We start from the raw sequence: 17,709 nt of genomic DNA, 5'->3' as shown, positions 1-17,709 counted from the left end.
AGTCACGCGGAGGGCGGCCGCTCAGAACCCCCCGAAGTCGCCACCGCCGAAGTCGCCTCCCCCGCCGAAGTCGCCGCCACCGAAATCTCCGCCGCCGAAGTCGCCGGAGTCACCACCGCCGAAGTCGCCGGAGTCACCGCCTTCCAAGGCGCCACCGTCGGAACCGTCGCCGGCGCCACTCTCGAAGGACTGCGCGTCATAGGGGACGCCCGCCATGCCGGAGAACATCGCCGAGAACAGGAACATCGATCCGAGTCCCCAGGCGCCGGCGACCAGAGCCGGTTTCCACCACGGCTCGGAGTACCAGCCGGCGGGCACCGGCCTGCCGGCGACGCGGCCGCCGGGATAGTAGTTGGGCGTCTGCTCCGACGGGTTGGGCGATGCGGCGACCTTTCTTCCCTCGAACTCCACGGTCCGGTCCTCGGTGACCGCACCGGCACTCTTCTGCCCGTCGAGCTCGGGGATCGCCGGACCGGGGTCGAGGTCCATGGCGGCCCGAGCCGCACGGATGTAGTAGAGCCCCTCGATCGCAGTCTGTTTGGCCAGCCGCGCCTGAACCGGCGAATTGGCCTGCTCGATCTGAGACCCCGCCGCGGTGTATCGCTCCCCCGCGTCGGCCAGCGCCTGTTTCGATGCCGGGCCGTCGCCGACCAGCATGAACACCTGGCCGCCCAGACGTTCGATCACCTGTCGTGCGTCGGCTTTCGCGTCCTCGAGGGTGCGGGCCGCGTTGGCGCCGGAACGCTGTTGGGCGAACACCACCACCCCGACGACGATCACGACGATGACGGCGATCAGGATCAGTGCTTCCATGCTTCCCTCCGGTTTCGCGAGTCCGCAGCCCGGTGGCGGTGACGTCAGGCCGACAAAACGGACACCACCGAGCGTACCGATGCCCGCCGACCCGATGCGTCTCGACAGATGGCGAGCACCTCCGGCCTCGTCCATTCTCCGCGAGGCCGGCGGTGGTCGCGGAGTTTCTGCGGTGCCGCACGCGCAGCCGCCGACCGTCATCGGTCACCCTGGGTGGGTGACCGGTCGACACGCGGTACGAATTCAACCTTCGCAGAACTCCCACCTTGTGGCCGAGCTCCGCTGGGAGTGGGCGTACGAAGACGATCGCTCCGTCGGGCCGTGGCTTGGCGATACCGCCTTCGCCGCCGCGGTTGCGAGTTGGTTGGACGATGAGCGACGAACGGTCTGGACCGCGGGCACGGACGACATGACCGTGGGAATGGTGTGCTTGACCGAACACGCCCGGATGCCGAGTCCCCGGCAGGGCGCCGGCGGCCGATGGGGTTATCTCGGTCATCTGTACGTCCGCCCGGCGTTCCGCGGTTCCGGGATCGGACGTGAGCTGGTCCGGCATACCGTCGCGACCGCGGACGGCCGTGGATACGCGAAGGTGGTGCTCAACCCGACCGAAGCATCGACAGACCTGTACAAGCAATGCGGTTTCACAGCCGAGAACGACCTCTTGGTCCGCCGCCCGTGATCGACTACCGCGGCGCGTGACCGGCCGCCGCGAGCCGCGAACTCTACGATGGCGGCGTGTTCTTCTTGTTCGGATATGGCCGTAGGCAGAAGCCTCTCGGTGCGGGTCAGACCCGCACCTGTCCCCGCTGCCACAACACCACCCAGTGGGCGCGGATGCGTGAATACAGCCAGTTCAGCGTGTTCTTCATCCCGATCGCCCGGTGGAATCGGCGCAACTTCGAGGCCTGCGGCATCTGCGGCGCGGCGCTGGCGGCCTGATCGCCGTCCGAGGCGAGTGAGGTGGACACTCCTCCCTCGCCCCTTCTGCGCAGCCGGTTTGCCGGTCCGGAAACTGGTTACCCTCGAGGGGTGTCCGTCTCTCCCGATACTCCCGCCCGCACGAGCGCCGCGATCACCGGCTTCGAGCGCACCTTCGTCGACGAGCTGACGCCTTTCACCGTGCCGTGGCAGGGTGCCGAGACGCCTGACCCCCGACTGCTCGTCGTCAACGAGTCACTCGCCGACGACCTGGGCCTCGACATCCCGGCACTGACATCCGACGACGGTGTCGCACTTCTGTCGGGTGCGGCCGCGCCCGCCGATGCCGTCCCTGTCGCCACCGCCTACTCGGGGCATCAATTCGGCGGTTACACACCGCTCCTCGGGGACGGCCGGGCGTTGCTGCTCGGGGAGCTGATCGACCGCGGCGGTCGACGAGTCGACCTACAGCTCAAGGGTTCTGGGCGTACTCCGTTCTCCCGAGGTGGCGACGGATTCGCGGTGGTCGGGCCGATGCTGCGCGAGTATCTGATCAGCGAGGCCATGCACGCCCTGGGGATCCCGACCACGCGTTCGCTGTCGGTCGTGGCCACGGGGCGAGACATCCAGCGCACCGGGGCCGAGCCCGGCGCGGTGTTGGCGCGGATCGCCGCCAGCCATCTTCGTGTCGGCACCTTCGAGTACGCAATCCGGAACACCGACCTGACGCAACAACTCGCCGACTACGCGATCAGCCGTCACTACCCGGAGCTCGCGAAAGCGTCGGAGGCCGGCGACGGTAACCGGTATCTCGCGTTCTTCGAAGCCGTACTCGAACGTCAGGCCGCACTGGTGGCCCAGTGGATGCTGGTGGGGTTCGTGCACGGTGTGATGAACACCGACAACACGACGATCTCGGGTGAGACCATCGACTACGGGCCCTGCGCGTTCCTCGACTCCTTCGACCCGTCGGCGGTGTTCAGCTCGATCGACCACGCGGGCCGATACGCATACGGAAATCAGCCCGCCGTCCTGAAGTGGAATCTGGCGCGGTTCGCCGAAACCCTGCTCAGGCTCATGGCCCCGACACCCGATGAGGCGATCGCTGCGGCGTCGGACGTGCTCGCCACCTACGAGGCGCGGTACGAACACCATTTCGCCACCGGCATGGCGTCGAAAATCGCTCTGACAGAATCGCTTTCCGAACCCGAACTGGTCGCCGACCTGTTGACCCTGATGCGTGATCATCGCGCGGACTGGACAGGCACCTTCCGGGCACTGGCCGACGAACTCCGCGGAGATCAGGTCCCGATCATCAGCCTCATGCCGCGCGAGCAGATCGGTCCTTGGCTGGAACGATGGCGCCGTGAACTCGCCCGTCTCGGTCGCGAGCCGGCTGCGGTTGCCGAGACGATGGACACCGTGAATCCGGTGTACATCCCGCGCAACCATCAGGTCGACGCCGCTTTGCGCGCCGCGACCGACGGCGATCTGGAACCGTTCACGCGGCTGATGGATCCCGTCACGCATCCGTTCGAACGCCGCACCGAATGGGCTCACTACGCGGCGCCGGCCCCGCAGGCGTTCAGCGACAGCTTCCAGACCTTCTGCGGCACCTGAGCGAGACGACGTCGGTGGGCCCACGGTGACCTCGAGCCAGGACGACGAGTCGCGGGATGCGCTGCTCGCAGAACGGGAACGAACCGCCGCGCTGATCGAATCGTTGTCGTCCCGGCTGGCCGCGGTGCTCGAGGCGACGAGCGACGCGGCGGCCGACGACGAGCACGACCCGGAGGGTTCGACTCTCGCGGTGGAACGCGGCCATCTGGTTTGCGCAGCTGGAACGGTCGCGAGTCCGGCTCGACGAGATCGGTGCCGCCCTGGACCGGGTCGGCGCGGGTGCCTACGGCCGGTGCGAGGACTGTGGCGAACCCATCGGTGCCGAGCGCCTCGAAGTCCTGCCGGCCACCCGGCAGTGTGTGCGGTGCGCCGCGCGGAATCAGTCGCGACGATGGTGACCCGGAGTCGCAGCGTTGTCCGGTCCACCCGTACTCCAGAGTGCATCCGGTCCTCTTCCGCCTCCGGCTGTCGTCTCGGCTGATTGACTCTGCCCCAAGGGGTTTGATGCACCCGACACGCCGCGACATCGAACTCCGTGGTCCGTCCCGGCTCTGATCGGCTTGTCCACCTATGCCGCGGTTCAGCAGGAATTCGCGTCTGGTTTCCCGCCGACGTATGCGCGTATCGCCATACGCGGGTAGACCGGAGGGCGGGAGAGCACGCAAACGACTCGAACCGAGAGGTGTCCGGCATGAAAGCCATCCAGATCGTCAAGCCAGGAAGTCCGCCCGAGCTCCGCGAGGTCGACAAGCCGACACCCGGCCCCGGCCAGGTGTTGTTGAAGGTGACTGCCGCCGGTGCGTGCCATTCCGACGATTTCGTGCTCAACATGCCCGCCGAGGGTTTTCCCTATCCGTTACCCATGACGCTCGGGCACGAGGGAGCCGGTGTGGTCGCCGAGATCGGCAGTGGTGTGACGTCGCTGACCGAGGGAACCGCGGTGGCGGTCTACGGCCCCTGGGGTTGCGGGACCTGTCACTTCTGCTCACGTGGGTTCGAGAACTACTGCAGTCGCGCGGCCGAACTCGGCATCACTCCACCCGGGCTCGGCAACGAAGGTGCGATGGCCGACTACATGATCGTCGACGACGCCCGGCACCTCGTTCCGCTCGGCGACCTCGACCCGATCGCAGCGGTGCCGCTCACCGACGCGGGGCTCACGCCGTATCACGCGATCAAACCGTCGCTGCCGAAGCTCGTCGGCGGCACCACGGCCGTCGTCATCGGTGCGGGCGGATTGGGGCACATCGGGATTCAGCTGTTGCGCCATCTGACCCCGGCGCGCATCATCGCCCTCGACCTCAGCGAGGACAAGCTAGCGTTCGCACGCGAGGTGGGCGCCCATGAGACCGTTCTCAGCGATGCCGACGCCGTGGCGAATGTCCGGAAGATCACCGGAAACGACGGCGCCACCGCGGTATTCGACTTCGTCGGCTTGCAGCCGACCATCGACACCGCGATGGGAATCGTCGGCACATTGGGCGACGTCGTGATCGTCGGCATCGGTGACGGTGTCGCCGCGGCGAAGGTCGGCTTCTTCACCCAGCCCTACGAGGTGTCGGTCCGGGCGCCGTACTGGGGTGCGCGGCACGAACTGATCGAGGTCCTCGACCTCGCGCGCGACGGTGTCCTGGAGGTCGCCGTCGAGAAGTTCTCCCTCGACGACGGGCTCGAGGCCTACCGTCGGTTGGCCTCGAACGAACTGCGTGGCCGGGCGGTCGTCGTCCCCGACTGACCTCGGAGCTGTTACCCGGGCTGTCATGCGGAGTCCCGTTGCGGCACCGCGGCCCCGCAACCTACGGTACCGTAACTTAGGTGAAGGTCGAGCTGTCCGAGGCACAGGCGGTATACGAGCACTACCGGACCCATCAGCAGGACCGCGCCCGGGCGCGAATGATGTACGCGGTGCTCGCCGCCCGAATCCGGCCGGTCGTGCGCTTTCGTTCGAGGGAGGCGATCGTCCGCACCGTGCGGAGCGGGGCGCCGCTGCTCATCGCGGCGAATCATGTCTCCGAGCGCGACCCACTGGTACTGGCAGCGGCGGGCTTCCGGTCACCGCTGCGGCGCCGGATAGGCAGCCTGCGTGTTCTCGCGAAAGACGAACTGTTCCAGGATCCGGAACAGCGAAAGAAGATCGACACTCTGGGCGGGATCCCGGTGTTTCGCAGCAAGGACCACGGAGTGCGAGCTGCGGCCGACGCCGGGCGTCAGATGATCGCCGTCTGCGTCGAACGAATGGCACGCGGGGACAGCATCGCGGTGTTTCCGGAGGGAACCTGCAACGAGGGCGACCCGACGGAGGTTCAGCGGCTCGGCACCGGGATCGGCCACATCGCCCATCGAGCCCTGCGAGACGGTGTCGGACTGTGGTTGGTCTCCGCCGGGATCGCCTACCCGGCCGGTGGTGGCCGCCCCGTTGTCGCTCTGGGCGAACCGGTGGACCTCGGCGCCCGTCGAGACGACACACCTGCCGCCGTGACCCGGTGGATCCAGCGAGATCTGCAGGGGGCGGTCGACGACGCCTGCGGCCAAGAGCGCTGACCCCAGGTGACGGGTGCGCCGACGTCGGCCGGGTTTGGCTTGCGCGTTCGCCGGTTAAACGCAGGGGATGAAACGAGATGACGCCGCTGAACGAGCTGACAAGGAACCCGCCTCAGCTGAACCGGACGTTCGCGACGACCCCGAATCGGCCGACCCCGATGATCCGCGGAAGCCGGACTCCCCCACTGACCTAACCAAGCCGTCCCTCCTCTTCGTGCTGAAGAAGACCGCGCGGGAGTTCTCGCGCGATCAGTGCACCGATCTGGCGGCTGCACTCACCTACTACTCCGTGCTCTCACTGTTCCCGGCGCTGCTCGCGCTGGTCTCGCTGCTCGGTGTGTTCGGCCAAGGCGAGAAGACGACCGACGCCGTCCTGCAGATGGTCGACGACCTCGGGCCGTCGTCGGCCGTGGACACGTTGCGGGGCCCCGTCGAACAACTCGTGGCCGCCCCCAGCGCCGGTTTCGCCCTCGTACTAGGTCTGCTCGGCGCGCTCTGGTCCGCGTCGGGTTACGTGGGGGCGTTCGGACGCGCGATGAACCGGATGTACGAGATCGACGAAGGCCGTCCCATCTGGAAATTGCGGCCGATCATGCTGCTCGTCACGCTCGTAGCACTTGTCCTTGCCGCCGCGGTGGCACTCATGCTGGCAGTCAGCGGACCGATCGCGAAATCGATCGGAGACGCCATCGGTTTCGGCGAGACCGCGCTGACCGTGTGGAACATCGTCCGTTGGCCGATCCTCCTGCTGTTCGTCATCCTGATCGTCGCCATTCTCTACTGGGCAACCCCGAACGTGCAGCAGCCGAAGTTCCGGTGGATCAGCGCCGGTGCGGTGCTGGCCATCGTCACATGGATCGTCGCGTCGGCGGCATTCGCGCTGTACGTCTCGAACTTCGGCAGCTACAACAAGACCTACGGCGCACTCGCGGGAGTCATCGTCTTCCTGCTGTGGCTGTGGCTGACGAACCTCGCGCTGCTGTTCGGGGCCGAGTTCGACTCCGAACTCGAACGTGGCCGACAGCTACAGGCGGGGATGCCGGCCGAAGAGCACCTGCAACTGCCGCCTCGGGACACCACGGCGTCGGACAAGAACGACGAGAAGGACCAGAAGTACATCGAACAGGCTCGGGCCCTTCGTAACTCGCAGGGGAAGTGAGCGACCGGCCGGCACCCCGTAACGTCAGTGGAACCGGCCGGGCACCAGCTCGGTCGAACGGCGGAAGGAACGTGGCGCGATGAGCCGCAATCAAGTGACCGGCGCGGTCGACCGCGCCACCGACAGCCCTTGGTTCGAACGCTTGGCGCGTGCCGGCCACGCCGTCAGCGGCCTGCTCCATCTGCTGATCGCCTACATCATCCTGCGCCTCGCGTTCGGTGGGGGCGGGAACGCCGACCAGTCGGGTGCGTTGGGGATCTTCGCCGACTCGTCCGGCGGCCGCGTCGTCCTGTGGGTGGCCGCGGTCGCGTTCGCAGCACTCGCGCTGTGGCGACTCGCCGAGGCCGTCGTCGGACCCCACGCCACCGAACCGGGCGAGGACAGTGACGGCGCCGAGCAGTGGTTCGATCGCGGAAAAGCGTTGTCGCTCGCCGTGGTCTACGTCGGGTTCGCCTGGTCGGCAATACGTTTCGCGACGGGCCAAGGCAAGTCGAGCGGTCAGGAGAACGCCGGACTGACAGCGCGACTCCTGCAGTCCGGTGGCGGGAAGTTCGTCCTCGTCGCGGCCGGCCTGATCATCATCGGCGTCGGCGTCTACCACGTCTACAAGGGAGCCAGCCGGTCGTTCCTCGACGATCTCAAGATCTCCGACGACAAGGCGGCGACAATCGCGGGCGTGATCGGTTACTGCGGCAAGGGTGTCGTTCTGGCCGGCACCGGCATCCTGGTCATCGTCGCTGTCGCGACTGCCGATCCGTCGAAGGCCACGGGGATCGACGGAGCGGTCAAGACACTGGCCGGCCTGCCCGCCGGGCAGGTGCTGATGATCCTGGCCGCGGTGGGTATCGCCGCCTACGGCGTCTACTGCTACTGGCTGGTGCGGTTCGCGCGGATGTGACTCAGCCCGCCGTCCGGCGAGTCGTCACCGCTACCCGACCGTCGACCGCACCCGCTCCCCCGCCCGCGCGAATCGGACGTTGTCGTCGGCGACGTCAGCACGGAACAATTTGCGGTCGGCGTAGTAGCTCATCGACATCACCCAGGGCTCCTCAGCTCCCTGCTTGGGCAGGGTGTCGAGGGCTCGTTGGACGTAGCCGGCCCCGAAGTCGAGCAGTGGCCGAGTCGGCATATCGGGGTCCGCGACCGCCCACACACTGTCGTATCCGTGAGAATCCATGTGCGCCAGAAGTTTGCAGAAGTACTCGCACAACAGTCCGATCTTGAGGGTCCACGACGCATTGGTGTAACCGATCGCCAGCGCGAAGTTCGGGACACCGGACAGCATCATCCCGCGGTAGACGACGGTGTCGGGAAGGGACACCGGTTCACCGTCGACGCTCAGCTCGATGCCGCCGATGATCTTGATGTTGAGCCCGGTGGCGGTGACGACGATGTCGGCCTCGAGTTCCTCCCCGCCCACTGTCCGGATGCCGTTCTCGGTGAAGGTGTCGACCCGGTCGGTGACGATCGAGGCCTTCCCGGAGCGGATGACACGGAACAGGTCGGCGTCGGGCACCACACACAGCCGCTGGTCCCACGGGTTGTACGGGGGGTTGAAATGCGTGTCCACCGGATAGTCCTCGGGCAGCTGAGATTCGTTGATCTTGCGGATCACCCGACGGGCGACCGATGGGAATCGCTGGCACAGTTCGAAGAGCACCCGCTGCTGCGCGACGTTCTTGTGTCGGGTCAGTGCGTATCCGCGTTCGGTGCCGAACACTTTCTTGAGGGTGTTGGCGATGGCGTCCTCACGGGGCAGCGGGAGGATGTAGGTCGGTGTGCGCTGGAGCATGGTCACGTGCGCGGCCTGTTCCGCCATCGCGGGAAGCAGCGTGACCGCCGTGGCGCCGCTGCCGATGACCACGACCCGCTTGCCCGTGTAATCGAGGTCCTCGGGCCAGTGCTGCGGATGCACGATCTCGCCACGGAACGTCCTGGTGCCGGCGAACTCCGGCGCGAACCCCGCGTCGTAGTCGTAGTAACCCGAGCCACAGAAGATCCATCGCGCACTGATCTGGCTTCGCGTTCCGGTGTCGGTGTGTTCGACGTCGACCGTCCACCGCGCGGTGTCCGACGACCACGCGGCCGCCACCACCCGATGCGCATACCGGACCAGCGGAGCGAGATCGTTCTCGTCGATCGTCTCGTGGAGGTAATCGAGGATTCGCGGGGCGTCGGCGATCGCCTGTCGATCGGTCCAGGGCTTGAAGTCGTACCCGAAGGTGTGCAGGTCCGAGTCGGACCGAATCCCCGGGTAGCGGAACAGGTCCCACGTACCGCCGGCGGTATTCCGGGCCTCGAGAATCGCGATCGACTTGCCAGGGTGTTCGGTTCGCACCCAGCGGGCCGCACCGATGCCAGAGATCCCGGCACCGACGATGAGGACATCGACTTCGTCTGGGATCGTTGTCACCCGGCACTCCTTCGGTCGGTCTGTCGGTGATCGGCATCCAGGATGCCTCGCCGGTCGTTGTCGGCGCCAGACCGGGTGGCGACGCTATCCGTCGGCCCGCCGCGCGGCGTTTGTCGTAGCCGGTCGTGCAGCCGCTGCGTCGTTTGCGACCGCTGCGCCGAGCAGTTGTCCACCGCTGGTCAGCAACGCTCGACGCCACGGCGCCACGCCCTCGATCTCGATCTGGATGGACATCGACAACACGGTACGGATGAGGACGATGAGCCCGAGGATGAGCGCATCCTCGATCGACGGTTTGGACGTGATGGTGCGGATGAGATCCGCCGCGACCAGGACTTCCAGCCCCAGGAGAATGGCTGCTCCGAGTGTGTTGCGCAGTACCGAGAAGGCAGTGTTGCCACCCTCTCCCCGACGGAGCGAACGTGCGCCCAGCACGCACGCAATGATCGCTCCCACGATCATCGCGAAGGCTCCGACTGCCTCGAACCCGACCGCTACCGCTGTGAAGAGTTCCTCACCGCTCATGCGGTGGAGAGTACGGGACCGGGGCGCAGCCGGTGTCCCGTGTAGTCAGTCGTTGTCGGACTGCCGTCCGGGTAGGAACTGGCGGATTCCCTGTCTGGCTGCGTTCTTGGCGACGGCCCATGCATCGTCGTCACCCTTGACCAGCGCCTCGCCGAGGGCGCGGACCTGCTCGCGGGTCGCGTGCGGCGGGACGGGAGGCACCGTCGGGTCGCAACGCACGTCGAGCAACGCCGGTCGATCGGCGGCCAGGGCGGTGTCCCATGCGGTATCGAGACCATCCGGGTCGTCGACGTTGATCCCGACGAGTCCGATCCCCCGCGCGAAGGCCGCGTAGTCGACGTCGGGGAGTTCCTGTGAGGCAGCGAATTTCGGCGATCCTGACATCGTGCGCTGTTCCCACGTGACCTGGTTCAGGTCGTTGTTGTGCAACACCACGACGACGAGCCGCGGATGATCCCGTGACCCACGGCAGCGTGTCGGGGAGGACATCCAGCCCGAGAAGGGCTTTCGCGCAACCGGCGCCGAGGATGTCGGCAACCGTAATGAGCTCGGGTGCGCATCCCCGTGCGCCCTGGCCGACCAGCTCGTGGCGCGACTGGACGAACTGCGGATCGTCCTCCGCGCGAACCCAGGCCGACAGCAGGCCGTTGATGCCGTCGCCGGGGTAGCCGAAAACCTGCCGGACCCCCCACTTCCGAAGGCGTTGCAGCACGATGTCGGCGACGGTCTCGGACATCGGTTCTCCTCGGGACGACGTCCCGGACGGTGACGGAGACCGCCGGGCTGTCGCTCGACTACCCGGGGAGCCCGCCGACACCCGACGGGCTGGGCCGACCGAGCACTAGCCCGTGGGTCACCTCGATCCGTGCCACACGGCGTCGAACGGTGCGTTCGAGGCGAGCCGGCCGACGATGCCGTCGTGGGTGAACTGCTTGGCGGTCCGGATCGCGTCGAGGACCCCTGCGCCCTTGGTGAGTTCGGCGGTGGTGGCGGCCGCGAACACGCAGCCGGCTCCGGAGACCCGCTCGTCGCCCACCTTCGGGGCACGCAGGACGGTGACCTCGGAGCCGTCGAAGACGACGTCGATCGCCTCCTCGCCGGGGAGTCCGACCCCGCCCTTCACGACGACGACCTTCGGCCCGAGATCATGGATTCGCCGCGCCGCCTCGGCGAGGTCGTCGGTGGACGTCAGTTCGTCCATGCCGGCCAAGGTCGCGGCCTCGAACAGATTGGGGGTCACCACGGTGGCCAGCGGCAAGATCTCGGAGCGGAGGGCGTTGTCGGTGTCGAGTGCGGCGCCGGGCTCCTGGCCCTTGCAGATCAGCACCGGGTCGACGACGACGTCTCGCCACTGTCGGGAGCCGAGCGCCTGCGCGACCGTGGAGATGGTGGCCGGGGTGCCCAGCATGCCGATCTTCACGACCTCGGGTTCGTGCGCGGCTGTGGCCACCTCGATCTGATCGGCGATCACCCCGGAGTCGATCGGTACGAACCGATGGGACCACTCGTTGTTCGGGTCGAAGGACACGATGCAGGTGATGGTCCCGACACCATAGGTACCCAGCTGTGCGAAGGTGCGCAGGTCGGCCTGGATGCCCGCTCCCCCGCTGGCCTCCGAACCGGCGATCACATAAGACACCATTGACATCGACGATCTCCTCCCGAGGACTGTCCTGGATTCGGGTTCCTTTTCTACACCCCCGCGCGTGACACCGGTCTGCGCGCACCGCGCCGCCGGCGCGGTTAGTACCGCATTTGTGGGGTACCCGAACGCGCATGAGTCCAGACACGATGTGCGCGATGGTCTACCGCGGCCCCGCGGCCAAGTTCCAGCTGCAGGCGGGTCACCGATCGCCCTCAACTGGGCCATCGATGCGGTCCGCAAAGGCGGCACCGTTTCGGTCATGGGTGCGTACGGGCCGATGTTCAGCGCGGTCAAGTTCGGCGACGCCATGAACAAGGGACTCACCCCGAACATGAACCAGTGCCCGGTCAAACGGCAGTGGCCGAGACTGTTCGACCACATCCGCAACGGCTATTTCACACATTGTCACGCATCGAATTCCGCTTCGAGCACATCGCTGAGGGCTACCGCATCTTCTCCGAGGAGCTCGACGACTGCATCAAGCCAATCATCGTTGCCGACGCCGGCTGAGGAGGACCCGTGCCCGCTATCCCGCAGACCGCCCCCACGACCCCGACACCGCCGCACTGGTCGACCGCATACCCGGATGGGGCGTCGACCTGGGCCCCGCAAACCGCCCCGCGGTTCCGCGCGAACTGCCCGTCGAACCGGCCCCGGGCGTCCACTGGACCGTCCCCGAAGACCAGCCCGAGCGTCAGCCCCGCGAGCGATCGAACGAACATGCCTTTCTGCCACCGGTTTTCGGCACGTCCACGCTGCCGCGCGGGCTGTCCGGGGTGATCCGACGCTCCGCGTCCCGCTACAGCGAGGGGCGCGCGGCGCATTGGCTGATCCTGCTGGGCGCCGATCGCGTGGCGTCCATCGAGGCGCACCTCGCGTCGTTCGCGACCGGTCGGCCCCGACAACCCGGTGACCGAGACGGGCATCCGGTCCGAACTCTCCCACCACGGATGGTCGTCCCGCCGTGGCCGGAAACGCGTCGACGGCAACCACTCCCGGTTCGACCCGTTGCTGGTGGGCGGGCCGCGGGTGATCACCGGGGCCGCGGCGGGTGTCGCGGTGGGGTGGGCGCGCCCGGTTCGACGATCATGTTCATCGGCGAACAGCCCGGTGACCAGAAGGATCGTGCCGACGAACCGTTCGTCGGTCCGGCCGGCCGCTGTCGTGTGTCTGGGTGCCACGGCCGCACAGGCCTTGCTGGGCACCAACTTCCGGCTCACCCCACACCGTGGCGAGCGCTTCGATCTCGGCGCCGACGGAGACCTCGGCCCCGACCATTCCGAGTCCGTGGTGGCGACCGTGCACCCGTCGTCGATTCTCCGCGGACCCACGGATCAGCGCGAGCGGGCCTTCGACGCCTTCGTCGCCGACCTCCGCGTCGTCCGCGACCTCGCAGCATCGACCTGACTTGCGGCACCCGCTCCGGTGCGGTTTCGCTGACAAGCGTCTGGACTGGTGTCTATAGTCGGCGGCGACGGCCGGTCTCGGCGCTGCCACGACGGGCTGCCCGTACCGATACCGGTGGACGGGAGAACGATGGACCTGCAGGAGATCAGCGACCGGTTCGGCATCGCGGACACGTTGTACCGGTACTCACGAGCGGTCGACACCAAGGACTGGGAACTCTGGCGCTCGGTGTTCACCCCGGAGGCGGTGGTCGACTACTCGTCGACGCCCTACGGTCAGGCGGGCACTCGGGACGAGATCGCCGCGTGGCTGGAGGAGAGTTTCGCGTTCGTGTCGGTGAGTCAGCACTTCATCACCAACATCGAGTACACGTTCGACGGAGAACGGGCCGACGTGCGCGCCATGTTCTACAACCCGATGCGTTTCGTCGGCATGCCCGAACTCAGCACCTGCGGCGGCAACTACCACCATTCGATGGTCCGGACCGCGGATGGCTGGAAGAGCGCGGGCCTCCTGGAGGAGTGCCTGTGGTTCGAGAATTCGCCGGCGGGCGCGAACGACAGCTGACGGGCAGACCTGAACTCGACCGCCAGACTTCGATCAAGGTCTGGCTGTCGGATTCAGGTCTGGTGGTCTGGGTTCGGTCTCGGCCAAACGTGCCGTTATCGAATCGTGGCCACGGAGAACGATCCGGCACCGACCGCGCCGAGGCGACGGCGCCGAGCGGCTTCGCTCCATAGCCTGGGAGGAACACCCCAGAGCGGAGGAGTCAGGTGGACGAGTCGCGAACCTGTCTGGTCACCGGAGCGACCGGTTACGTCGGCGGCCGATTGGCGCCCCGGCTGTTGGCACGCGGGCACCGTGTGCGCGCACTGGCGCGGACACCGGAGAAGCTCGCCGACGCACCGTGGTTGTCTGATCCGACGGCCGAGGTGATTCGGGGTGATCTGTCGGATCGCGATTCGCTGGTCAAGGCCTTCGCGGGTGTGGATGTCGTCTACCACCTGGTCCACTCGATGAGCACCGACGCGGACTTCGCGGCCGAAGAGCGGCGTGCCGCGGAGAATGTGGTGGCCGCGGCTCAGCAGAACGGCGTGTCGCGCATCGTCTACCTCGGCGGTCTCCATCCGTCGGGCACCGACCTGTCCGAACATCTGGCCTCACGCGCCGAGGTCGGCGACATCCTCATCGACTCACCGATCGAGACCATCGCGTTGCAGGCCGGGACGCTGATCGGCTCGGGGTCGGCCTCGTTCGAACTCATCCGGCACCTCACCGAGCGACTGCCCGCGATGACGACGCCGCGGTGGGTGCACAACAAGATCCAACCGATCGCGGTCGACGACGCCCTGCACTACCTTGTGGAAGCCGCCACCGCCGCCGTCCCGTCGTCGAGGACCTGGGACATCGGCGGTCCCGACGTCCTCGAGTACGGCGACATGATGCAGGTGTATGCCGAGGTCGCGGGTCTTCGCCCCCGAGTCATGGTGGTGCTGCCGTATCTCACGCCGGCGCTGGCGAGCCGCTGGGTCCGGTTCGTCACGCCGATTCGCGGCAAGATCGCTCGACCGCTGATCGAGTCCCTCGAATGCGACGCCGTCTGTCGCGACCGGGCCGTCGACGCGATCATCGATCGTCCGGAAGGGGGGTTGACCTCCTACTCGGAGGCGGTTGCCCACACGCTCGAACGCTCGGCGCGCGGCGATGGCCGTGCCTCGTGGGCCAACGCGTCCGTAGACGTGTCGCCGGCCGAACCTCTTCCGACCGATCCACAGTGGGCCGGTGAGGAGATGTTCGAATCGGAGACCCGGGTCAGTGAGCGCGCGAGTAGTGCGACGGTCTGGGAGCGGCTCGAGCGGGATGCGCGGCACCGCGGTGAGATCGTGCTCGCGCAACGACCGGATCGAGTTCGTATTCGTCTGCGCGACAACCGGTTCGGCAGATCGTATCGCGAGTACCGCCTCCAGGATGCGGACGACGCGGACGGGTCGGTGACGGTCACGACCACCGACCGCTACTTCCCGCGCGGGCTGGCGGGGCTGGCCTATTGGCGTCTGGGAACACCCTTCCGCGCCCTCGGCATCCCGGGTTTCGATCCGTTCCGGTGAACATCCGATCCGATGACGTGTCCCGAATCGTCTCGTGCTCGGGTTAAAGTCGGCACGACCGTGGTACCCCCGGTGAACGACTCGTTCAACGGAACGGGGAACAGGCACGGTCCGGCGAGGAGAAGGATGATCGGGTGTCGTTGACTGAGCGGGTCGACCGTTTTCAGCGGCGTCATCCGGCGACCGGCTTTCCGCTTGCCGTCATCTACAAGTTCGTCGACGATCAGGGCGCCTATCTGGCCGCGCTCTGTGCCTACTACGCGTTCATCTCGTTGTTCCCACTGTTGCTGCTGTTCGCGACCGTGCTGGGGATCGTCCTGGCCGACAACCCCGACCTCCAAGACCGCATCCTGGACTCGGCGATGAGCCAGATCCCGGTGATCGGTGGGCAGTTGGGCGAACCCGAGAAGCTCAGCGGCGGGGCCACCGCCATCATCATCGGGGTTGTCGTGTCGCTGTATGGCGGCCTCGGAGTGGCCGTCGCCGCCCAGAACGCGATGAACACGATCTGGGCAGTGCCGCGCAACGAGCGTCCCGACCCGATCTTCGCCCGTTTGCGTGGCCTTCTGTTGTTGTCCACGATCGGTGTTGCGGTCATCGGCCTGACCGTCGTCAACGGCGTCTCGGCCGCCTTCGAACTCGGCATCGTCGGACGCTGGCTGGCGATCCTCGGATCGGTGGCGTTGAGCACGCTGGTCTTCACCGTGGCTTTTCGGATCGGCACGGCCCGCGACGTGTCGATCCGGGACGTACTGCCGGGCGCCTTCGGGGCGGCGGTCTGCTGGCAGATCATCCAGACCTTCGGCGCGGTCTATGTGCAGCACGTCATCGGTAACGCCAGCTCCACCAACGGCGTCTTCGCAATCGTGCTGGGCCTGCTCGCCTTCCTCTACGTGTCGTCGATCGTGATCGTCATCTGTCTCGAGACCAACGCGGTTCGCGTCGACCGGCTCTATCCACGTTCGCTGCTCACCCCGTTCACCGACAACGTCAGTCTGACGAAGGGCGACGAGGCGGCGTACTCGGCGCAGGTTCTCGCGCAGCGCAACAAGGGTTTTCAGGAGATCGACGTCTCCTTCGACAATCCGCGTGACGTCGAGTCCGGCGCTGAGGCGGGCCCGCGCTCCCCCGGTCCAGAACGCGGCTGACCGTCGGCGCTCGCGGCGCGACATCAGCGAAGCCGGAACTCAGTGCATCGCGCCCAGTTCGACGAGCAGCACACCGACGATGATCACCCCGATGCCGGCGACCATGCGTCGGTTGAGGCGTTCGCGGAACAGGAAGTGCGCGGCAACGGCCGTGGCTGCGACCCCGGCCGCCGCCCAGATGCCGTACGCCACACCGAGGGGTACGCCGTGCCGCAGCCCGAGGGTCAACGCGACGAATGCCGTCAAATACCCGAGGACGACGACTCCGTAGAAGGCCGGTCGACCGGTCGCGGCGGCACGCAGCGCGAGGGTCCCGGTGACCTCGGCGACGATGGCAGCGACGATGAAGACATATCCCACGGTCAGACCCCCGAAGCGGCGGAGTCGGTGCCCTCGTCGACGGGTGGCCGGTGGCCGGTCTCGACGAGGAGAACCCCGATCATGATGCACACGATGCCGATTCCCATCAGGAATCCGAAGGGCTCGTCGAAGATCCAGGTCGCCAGTACCGCGGTGAGTGCGACGCCCGACGCCGACCAGATGCCGTAGGCCACGCCGATGCCCATGCCGCGCTTCAGGACTGCGGCCAGGAGTATGAACGCGAACGTGTAACCGACGGCGACCACCGCGTACAGCATCGGTTCGGTCTGTGAACCCTTGAGTGACAACGTCGCCGCGACCTCCGAGGCGATCGCCGCGATCAGCATCAGCCAGGTCATATCTCTCATTCCACTCGACGCCCTGCTGGGACTGTAGGCGAGGACCGCGGACGGCGAACGCCCCGGTCCGCAGGGTGGGCGGACCGGGGCGCATGAACCGGGCTCCGGGAGCGGAGCGAATGGGTCAGCGCGAGGTGCCGACCAAGTCGCGCGACCGGGTGTCGTCGGCGGCGAGCCAGCGCAGCTTCGACCCCAGCACGGCGTCCACGCTGAAACGTCCGGCGCCGATCACGGCCAGCAGCAGTGCGCCGGCACCGAGGGCGAGCACGAACTCGTAACCACCGTCGGAGACCCAGATGCCGTTGTCGACGTGGGCGATGAACAGCGCGCCGATCATGTCCAGCGTGAACAGGGCGGCGACGATCGGGGTCAACAGCCCGACGATCAGGGCGATGCCACCGAGGATTTCGAGCCACGTGACGACGAACGCCGAGAAGGACGCGGCCGGAACACCCATCATGTCGAACCCGGTCTGCGGTCCGGTCCAGCCGTTCTGCTGGAACTTCTGCAGGCCGTGAGCCAAGAAGATGACGCCGAGTGCGACGCGTCCGATGAGGATGCCCGCGTTGCGGACGATGGGGTTGGTCATGACTGAGCCGCCTCACTAGATGATTGTGACTTGAAGTATCAAGTGAAGGCTAGGTGCTGACACTTGATGCGTCAACCTGATCACGGACGTGTTCACTTCGT

General features: G+C 67.0%; 17 protein-coding genes and 5 pseudogenes. 14 read left to right on the top strand and 8 right to left on the bottom strand.

The window, feature by feature from the left end:
* Nucleotides 1–21 precede the first annotated feature (21 nt).
* Nucleotides 22–813 carry a hypothetical protein gene (locus tag B1818_RS20910; RefSeq protein WP_058250604.1) on the bottom strand — a complete coding sequence of 264 codons (792 nt, stop codon included), beginning with the start codon at nt 811–813 and terminating at the stop codon, nt 22–24.
* On the opposite strand from B1818_RS20910, the gene B1818_RS20905 reads away from it, so the two are divergent.
* The 8 genes and pseudogenes from B1818_RS20905 to B1818_RS20870 all read left to right on the top strand — a co-directional run bounded on the left by B1818_RS20905 (nt 785) and on the right by B1818_RS20870 (nt 7,952).
* On the top strand, nt 785–1,495 hold the full coding sequence (locus B1818_RS20905; protein WP_341276024.1) for a GNAT family N-acetyltransferase: 711 nt from the start codon (nt 785–787) through the stop codon (nt 1,493–1,495). The genes B1818_RS20910 and B1818_RS20905 overlap by 29 nt on opposite strands.
* A gap of 56 nt (nt 1,496–1,551) precedes the next feature.
* The gene (locus B1818_RS20900; RefSeq protein WP_078113866.1) at nt 1,552–1,755 is read left to right on the top strand and encodes a zinc-ribbon domain-containing protein; all 204 of its coding nucleotides are present in this window, start codon (nt 1,552–1,554) and stop codon (nt 1,753–1,755) included.
* A gap of 90 nt (nt 1,756–1,845) precedes the next feature.
* Nucleotides 1,846–3,354 (top strand): YdiU family protein, encoded by a 1,509-nt coding sequence (locus B1818_RS20895; protein WP_078113865.1) that lies wholly within the window; start codon nt 1,846–1,848, stop codon nt 3,352–3,354.
* 25 nt (nt 3,355–3,379) lie between these two features.
* Nucleotides 3,380–3,752: pseudogene (locus B1818_RS20890) on the top strand (TraR/DksA family transcriptional regulator).
* Between the two features lie 293 nt (nt 3,753–4,045).
* Nucleotides 4,046–5,089 (top strand): NAD(P)-dependent alcohol dehydrogenase, encoded by a 1,044-nt coding sequence (locus B1818_RS20885; protein WP_078113864.1) that lies wholly within the window; start codon nt 4,046–4,048, stop codon nt 5,087–5,089.
* Between the two features lie 80 nt (nt 5,090–5,169).
* Nucleotides 5,170–5,895, top strand: coding sequence for a 1-acyl-sn-glycerol-3-phosphate acyltransferase (locus B1818_RS20880; protein ID WP_078113863.1), 726 nt, complete (start codon nt 5,170–5,172; stop codon nt 5,893–5,895).
* A gap of 67 nt (nt 5,896–5,962) precedes the next feature.
* A complete protein-coding gene (locus B1818_RS20875; protein ID WP_078113862.1) occupies nt 5,963–7,054 on the top strand; it encodes a YihY/virulence factor BrkB family protein in 1,092 nt (363 codons plus the stop codon).
* A gap of 79 nt (nt 7,055–7,133) precedes the next feature.
* Entirely contained in the window at nt 7,134–7,952 is an 819-nt protein-coding gene (locus B1818_RS20870; protein ID WP_078113861.1) for a DUF1206 domain-containing protein, read from the top strand.
* Nucleotides 7,953–7,982: 30 nt separating this feature from the next.
* On the opposite strand, the gene B1818_RS20865 is transcribed toward B1818_RS20870, so the two are convergent.
* The 4 genes and pseudogenes from B1818_RS20865 to B1818_RS20850 all read right to left on the bottom strand — a co-directional run bounded on the left by B1818_RS20865 (nt 7,983) and on the right by B1818_RS20850 (nt 11,640).
* Entirely contained in the window at nt 7,983–9,467 is a 1,485-nt protein-coding gene (locus B1818_RS20865) for an NAD(P)/FAD-dependent oxidoreductase (RefSeq protein ID WP_078113860.1), read from the bottom strand.
* An 84-nt stretch (nt 9,468–9,551) separates the two neighbouring features.
* Nucleotides 9,552–9,992, bottom strand: coding sequence for a DUF1622 domain-containing protein (locus tag B1818_RS20860; protein ID WP_078113859.1), 441 nt, complete (start codon nt 9,990–9,992; stop codon nt 9,552–9,554).
* A gap of 45 nt (nt 9,993–10,037) precedes the next feature.
* Nucleotides 10,038–10,728: pseudogene (locus B1818_RS24785) on the bottom strand (thiamine pyrophosphate-dependent enzyme).
* 117 nt (nt 10,729–10,845) lie between these two features.
* Nucleotides 10,846–11,640 (bottom strand): PfkB family carbohydrate kinase, encoded by a 795-nt coding sequence (locus B1818_RS20850; protein WP_078113858.1) that lies wholly within the window; start codon nt 11,638–11,640, stop codon nt 10,846–10,848.
* A gap of 190 nt (nt 11,641–11,830) precedes the next feature.
* On the opposite strand from B1818_RS20850, the pseudogene B1818_RS20845 reads away from it, so the two are divergent.
* The 6 genes and pseudogenes from B1818_RS20845 to B1818_RS20820 all read left to right on the top strand — a co-directional run.
* Nucleotides 11,831–12,147: pseudogene (locus B1818_RS20845) on the top strand (glutathione-dependent formaldehyde dehydrogenase); the annotation flags it as partial.
* Between the two features lie 68 nt (nt 12,148–12,215).
* Nucleotides 12,216–12,684 (top strand): annotated as a pseudogene (locus tag B1818_RS20840) (hypothetical protein); the annotation flags it as partial.
* A 17-nt stretch (nt 12,685–12,701) separates the two neighbouring features.
* Nucleotides 12,702–13,044: pseudogene (locus B1818_RS20835) on the top strand (uracil-DNA glycosylase family protein).
* Between the two features lie 129 nt (nt 13,045–13,173).
* On the top strand, nt 13,174–13,611 hold the full coding sequence (locus B1818_RS20830; protein ID WP_078113857.1) for a nuclear transport factor 2 family protein: 438 nt from the start codon (nt 13,174–13,176) through the stop codon (nt 13,609–13,611).
* A 206-nt stretch (nt 13,612–13,817) separates the two neighbouring features.
* Nucleotides 13,818–15,152 (top strand): NAD(P)H-binding protein, encoded by a 1,335-nt coding sequence (locus B1818_RS20825; RefSeq protein ID WP_078113856.1) that lies wholly within the window; start codon nt 13,818–13,820, stop codon nt 15,150–15,152.
* A gap of 134 nt (nt 15,153–15,286) precedes the next feature.
* Complete coding sequence (locus tag B1818_RS20820; RefSeq protein WP_078113855.1) at nt 15,287–16,300, top strand: YihY/virulence factor BrkB family protein; 1,014 nt, start codon at nt 15,287–15,289, stop codon at nt 16,298–16,300.
* 39 nt (nt 16,301–16,339) lie between these two features.
* Here the strand turns inward: B1818_RS20820 and B1818_RS20815 are convergent, their stop codons facing one another.
* From B1818_RS20815 to B1818_RS20805, 3 genes are all read right to left on the bottom strand, one after another.
* Nucleotides 16,340–16,660: a multidrug efflux SMR transporter gene (locus B1818_RS20815; RefSeq protein WP_078113854.1), complete on the bottom strand. Its 321-nt coding sequence runs from the start codon at nt 16,658–16,660 to the stop codon at nt 16,340–16,342.
* A 2-nt stretch (nt 16,661–16,662) separates the two neighbouring features.
* Entirely contained in the window at nt 16,663–17,019 is a 357-nt protein-coding gene (locus tag B1818_RS20810) for a multidrug efflux SMR transporter (protein ID WP_078113853.1), read from the bottom strand.
* A 124-nt stretch (nt 17,020–17,143) separates the two neighbouring features.
* A complete protein-coding gene (locus B1818_RS20805) occupies nt 17,144–17,608 on the bottom strand; it encodes a DoxX family protein (RefSeq protein ID WP_078113852.1) in 465 nt (154 codons plus the stop codon).
* Between the last annotated feature and the right edge of the window lie 101 nt (nt 17,609–17,709).

The organism is Gordonia sp. IITR100 (assembly GCF_002009645.1).
Taxonomy (GTDB): Bacteria; Actinomycetota; Actinomycetes; order Mycobacteriales; family Mycobacteriaceae; genus Gordonia; species Gordonia hongkongensis.
The sequence above is the reverse complement of the archived record's forward strand: the minus strand, read 5'-3'. Positions and strand labels throughout refer to the sequence as shown.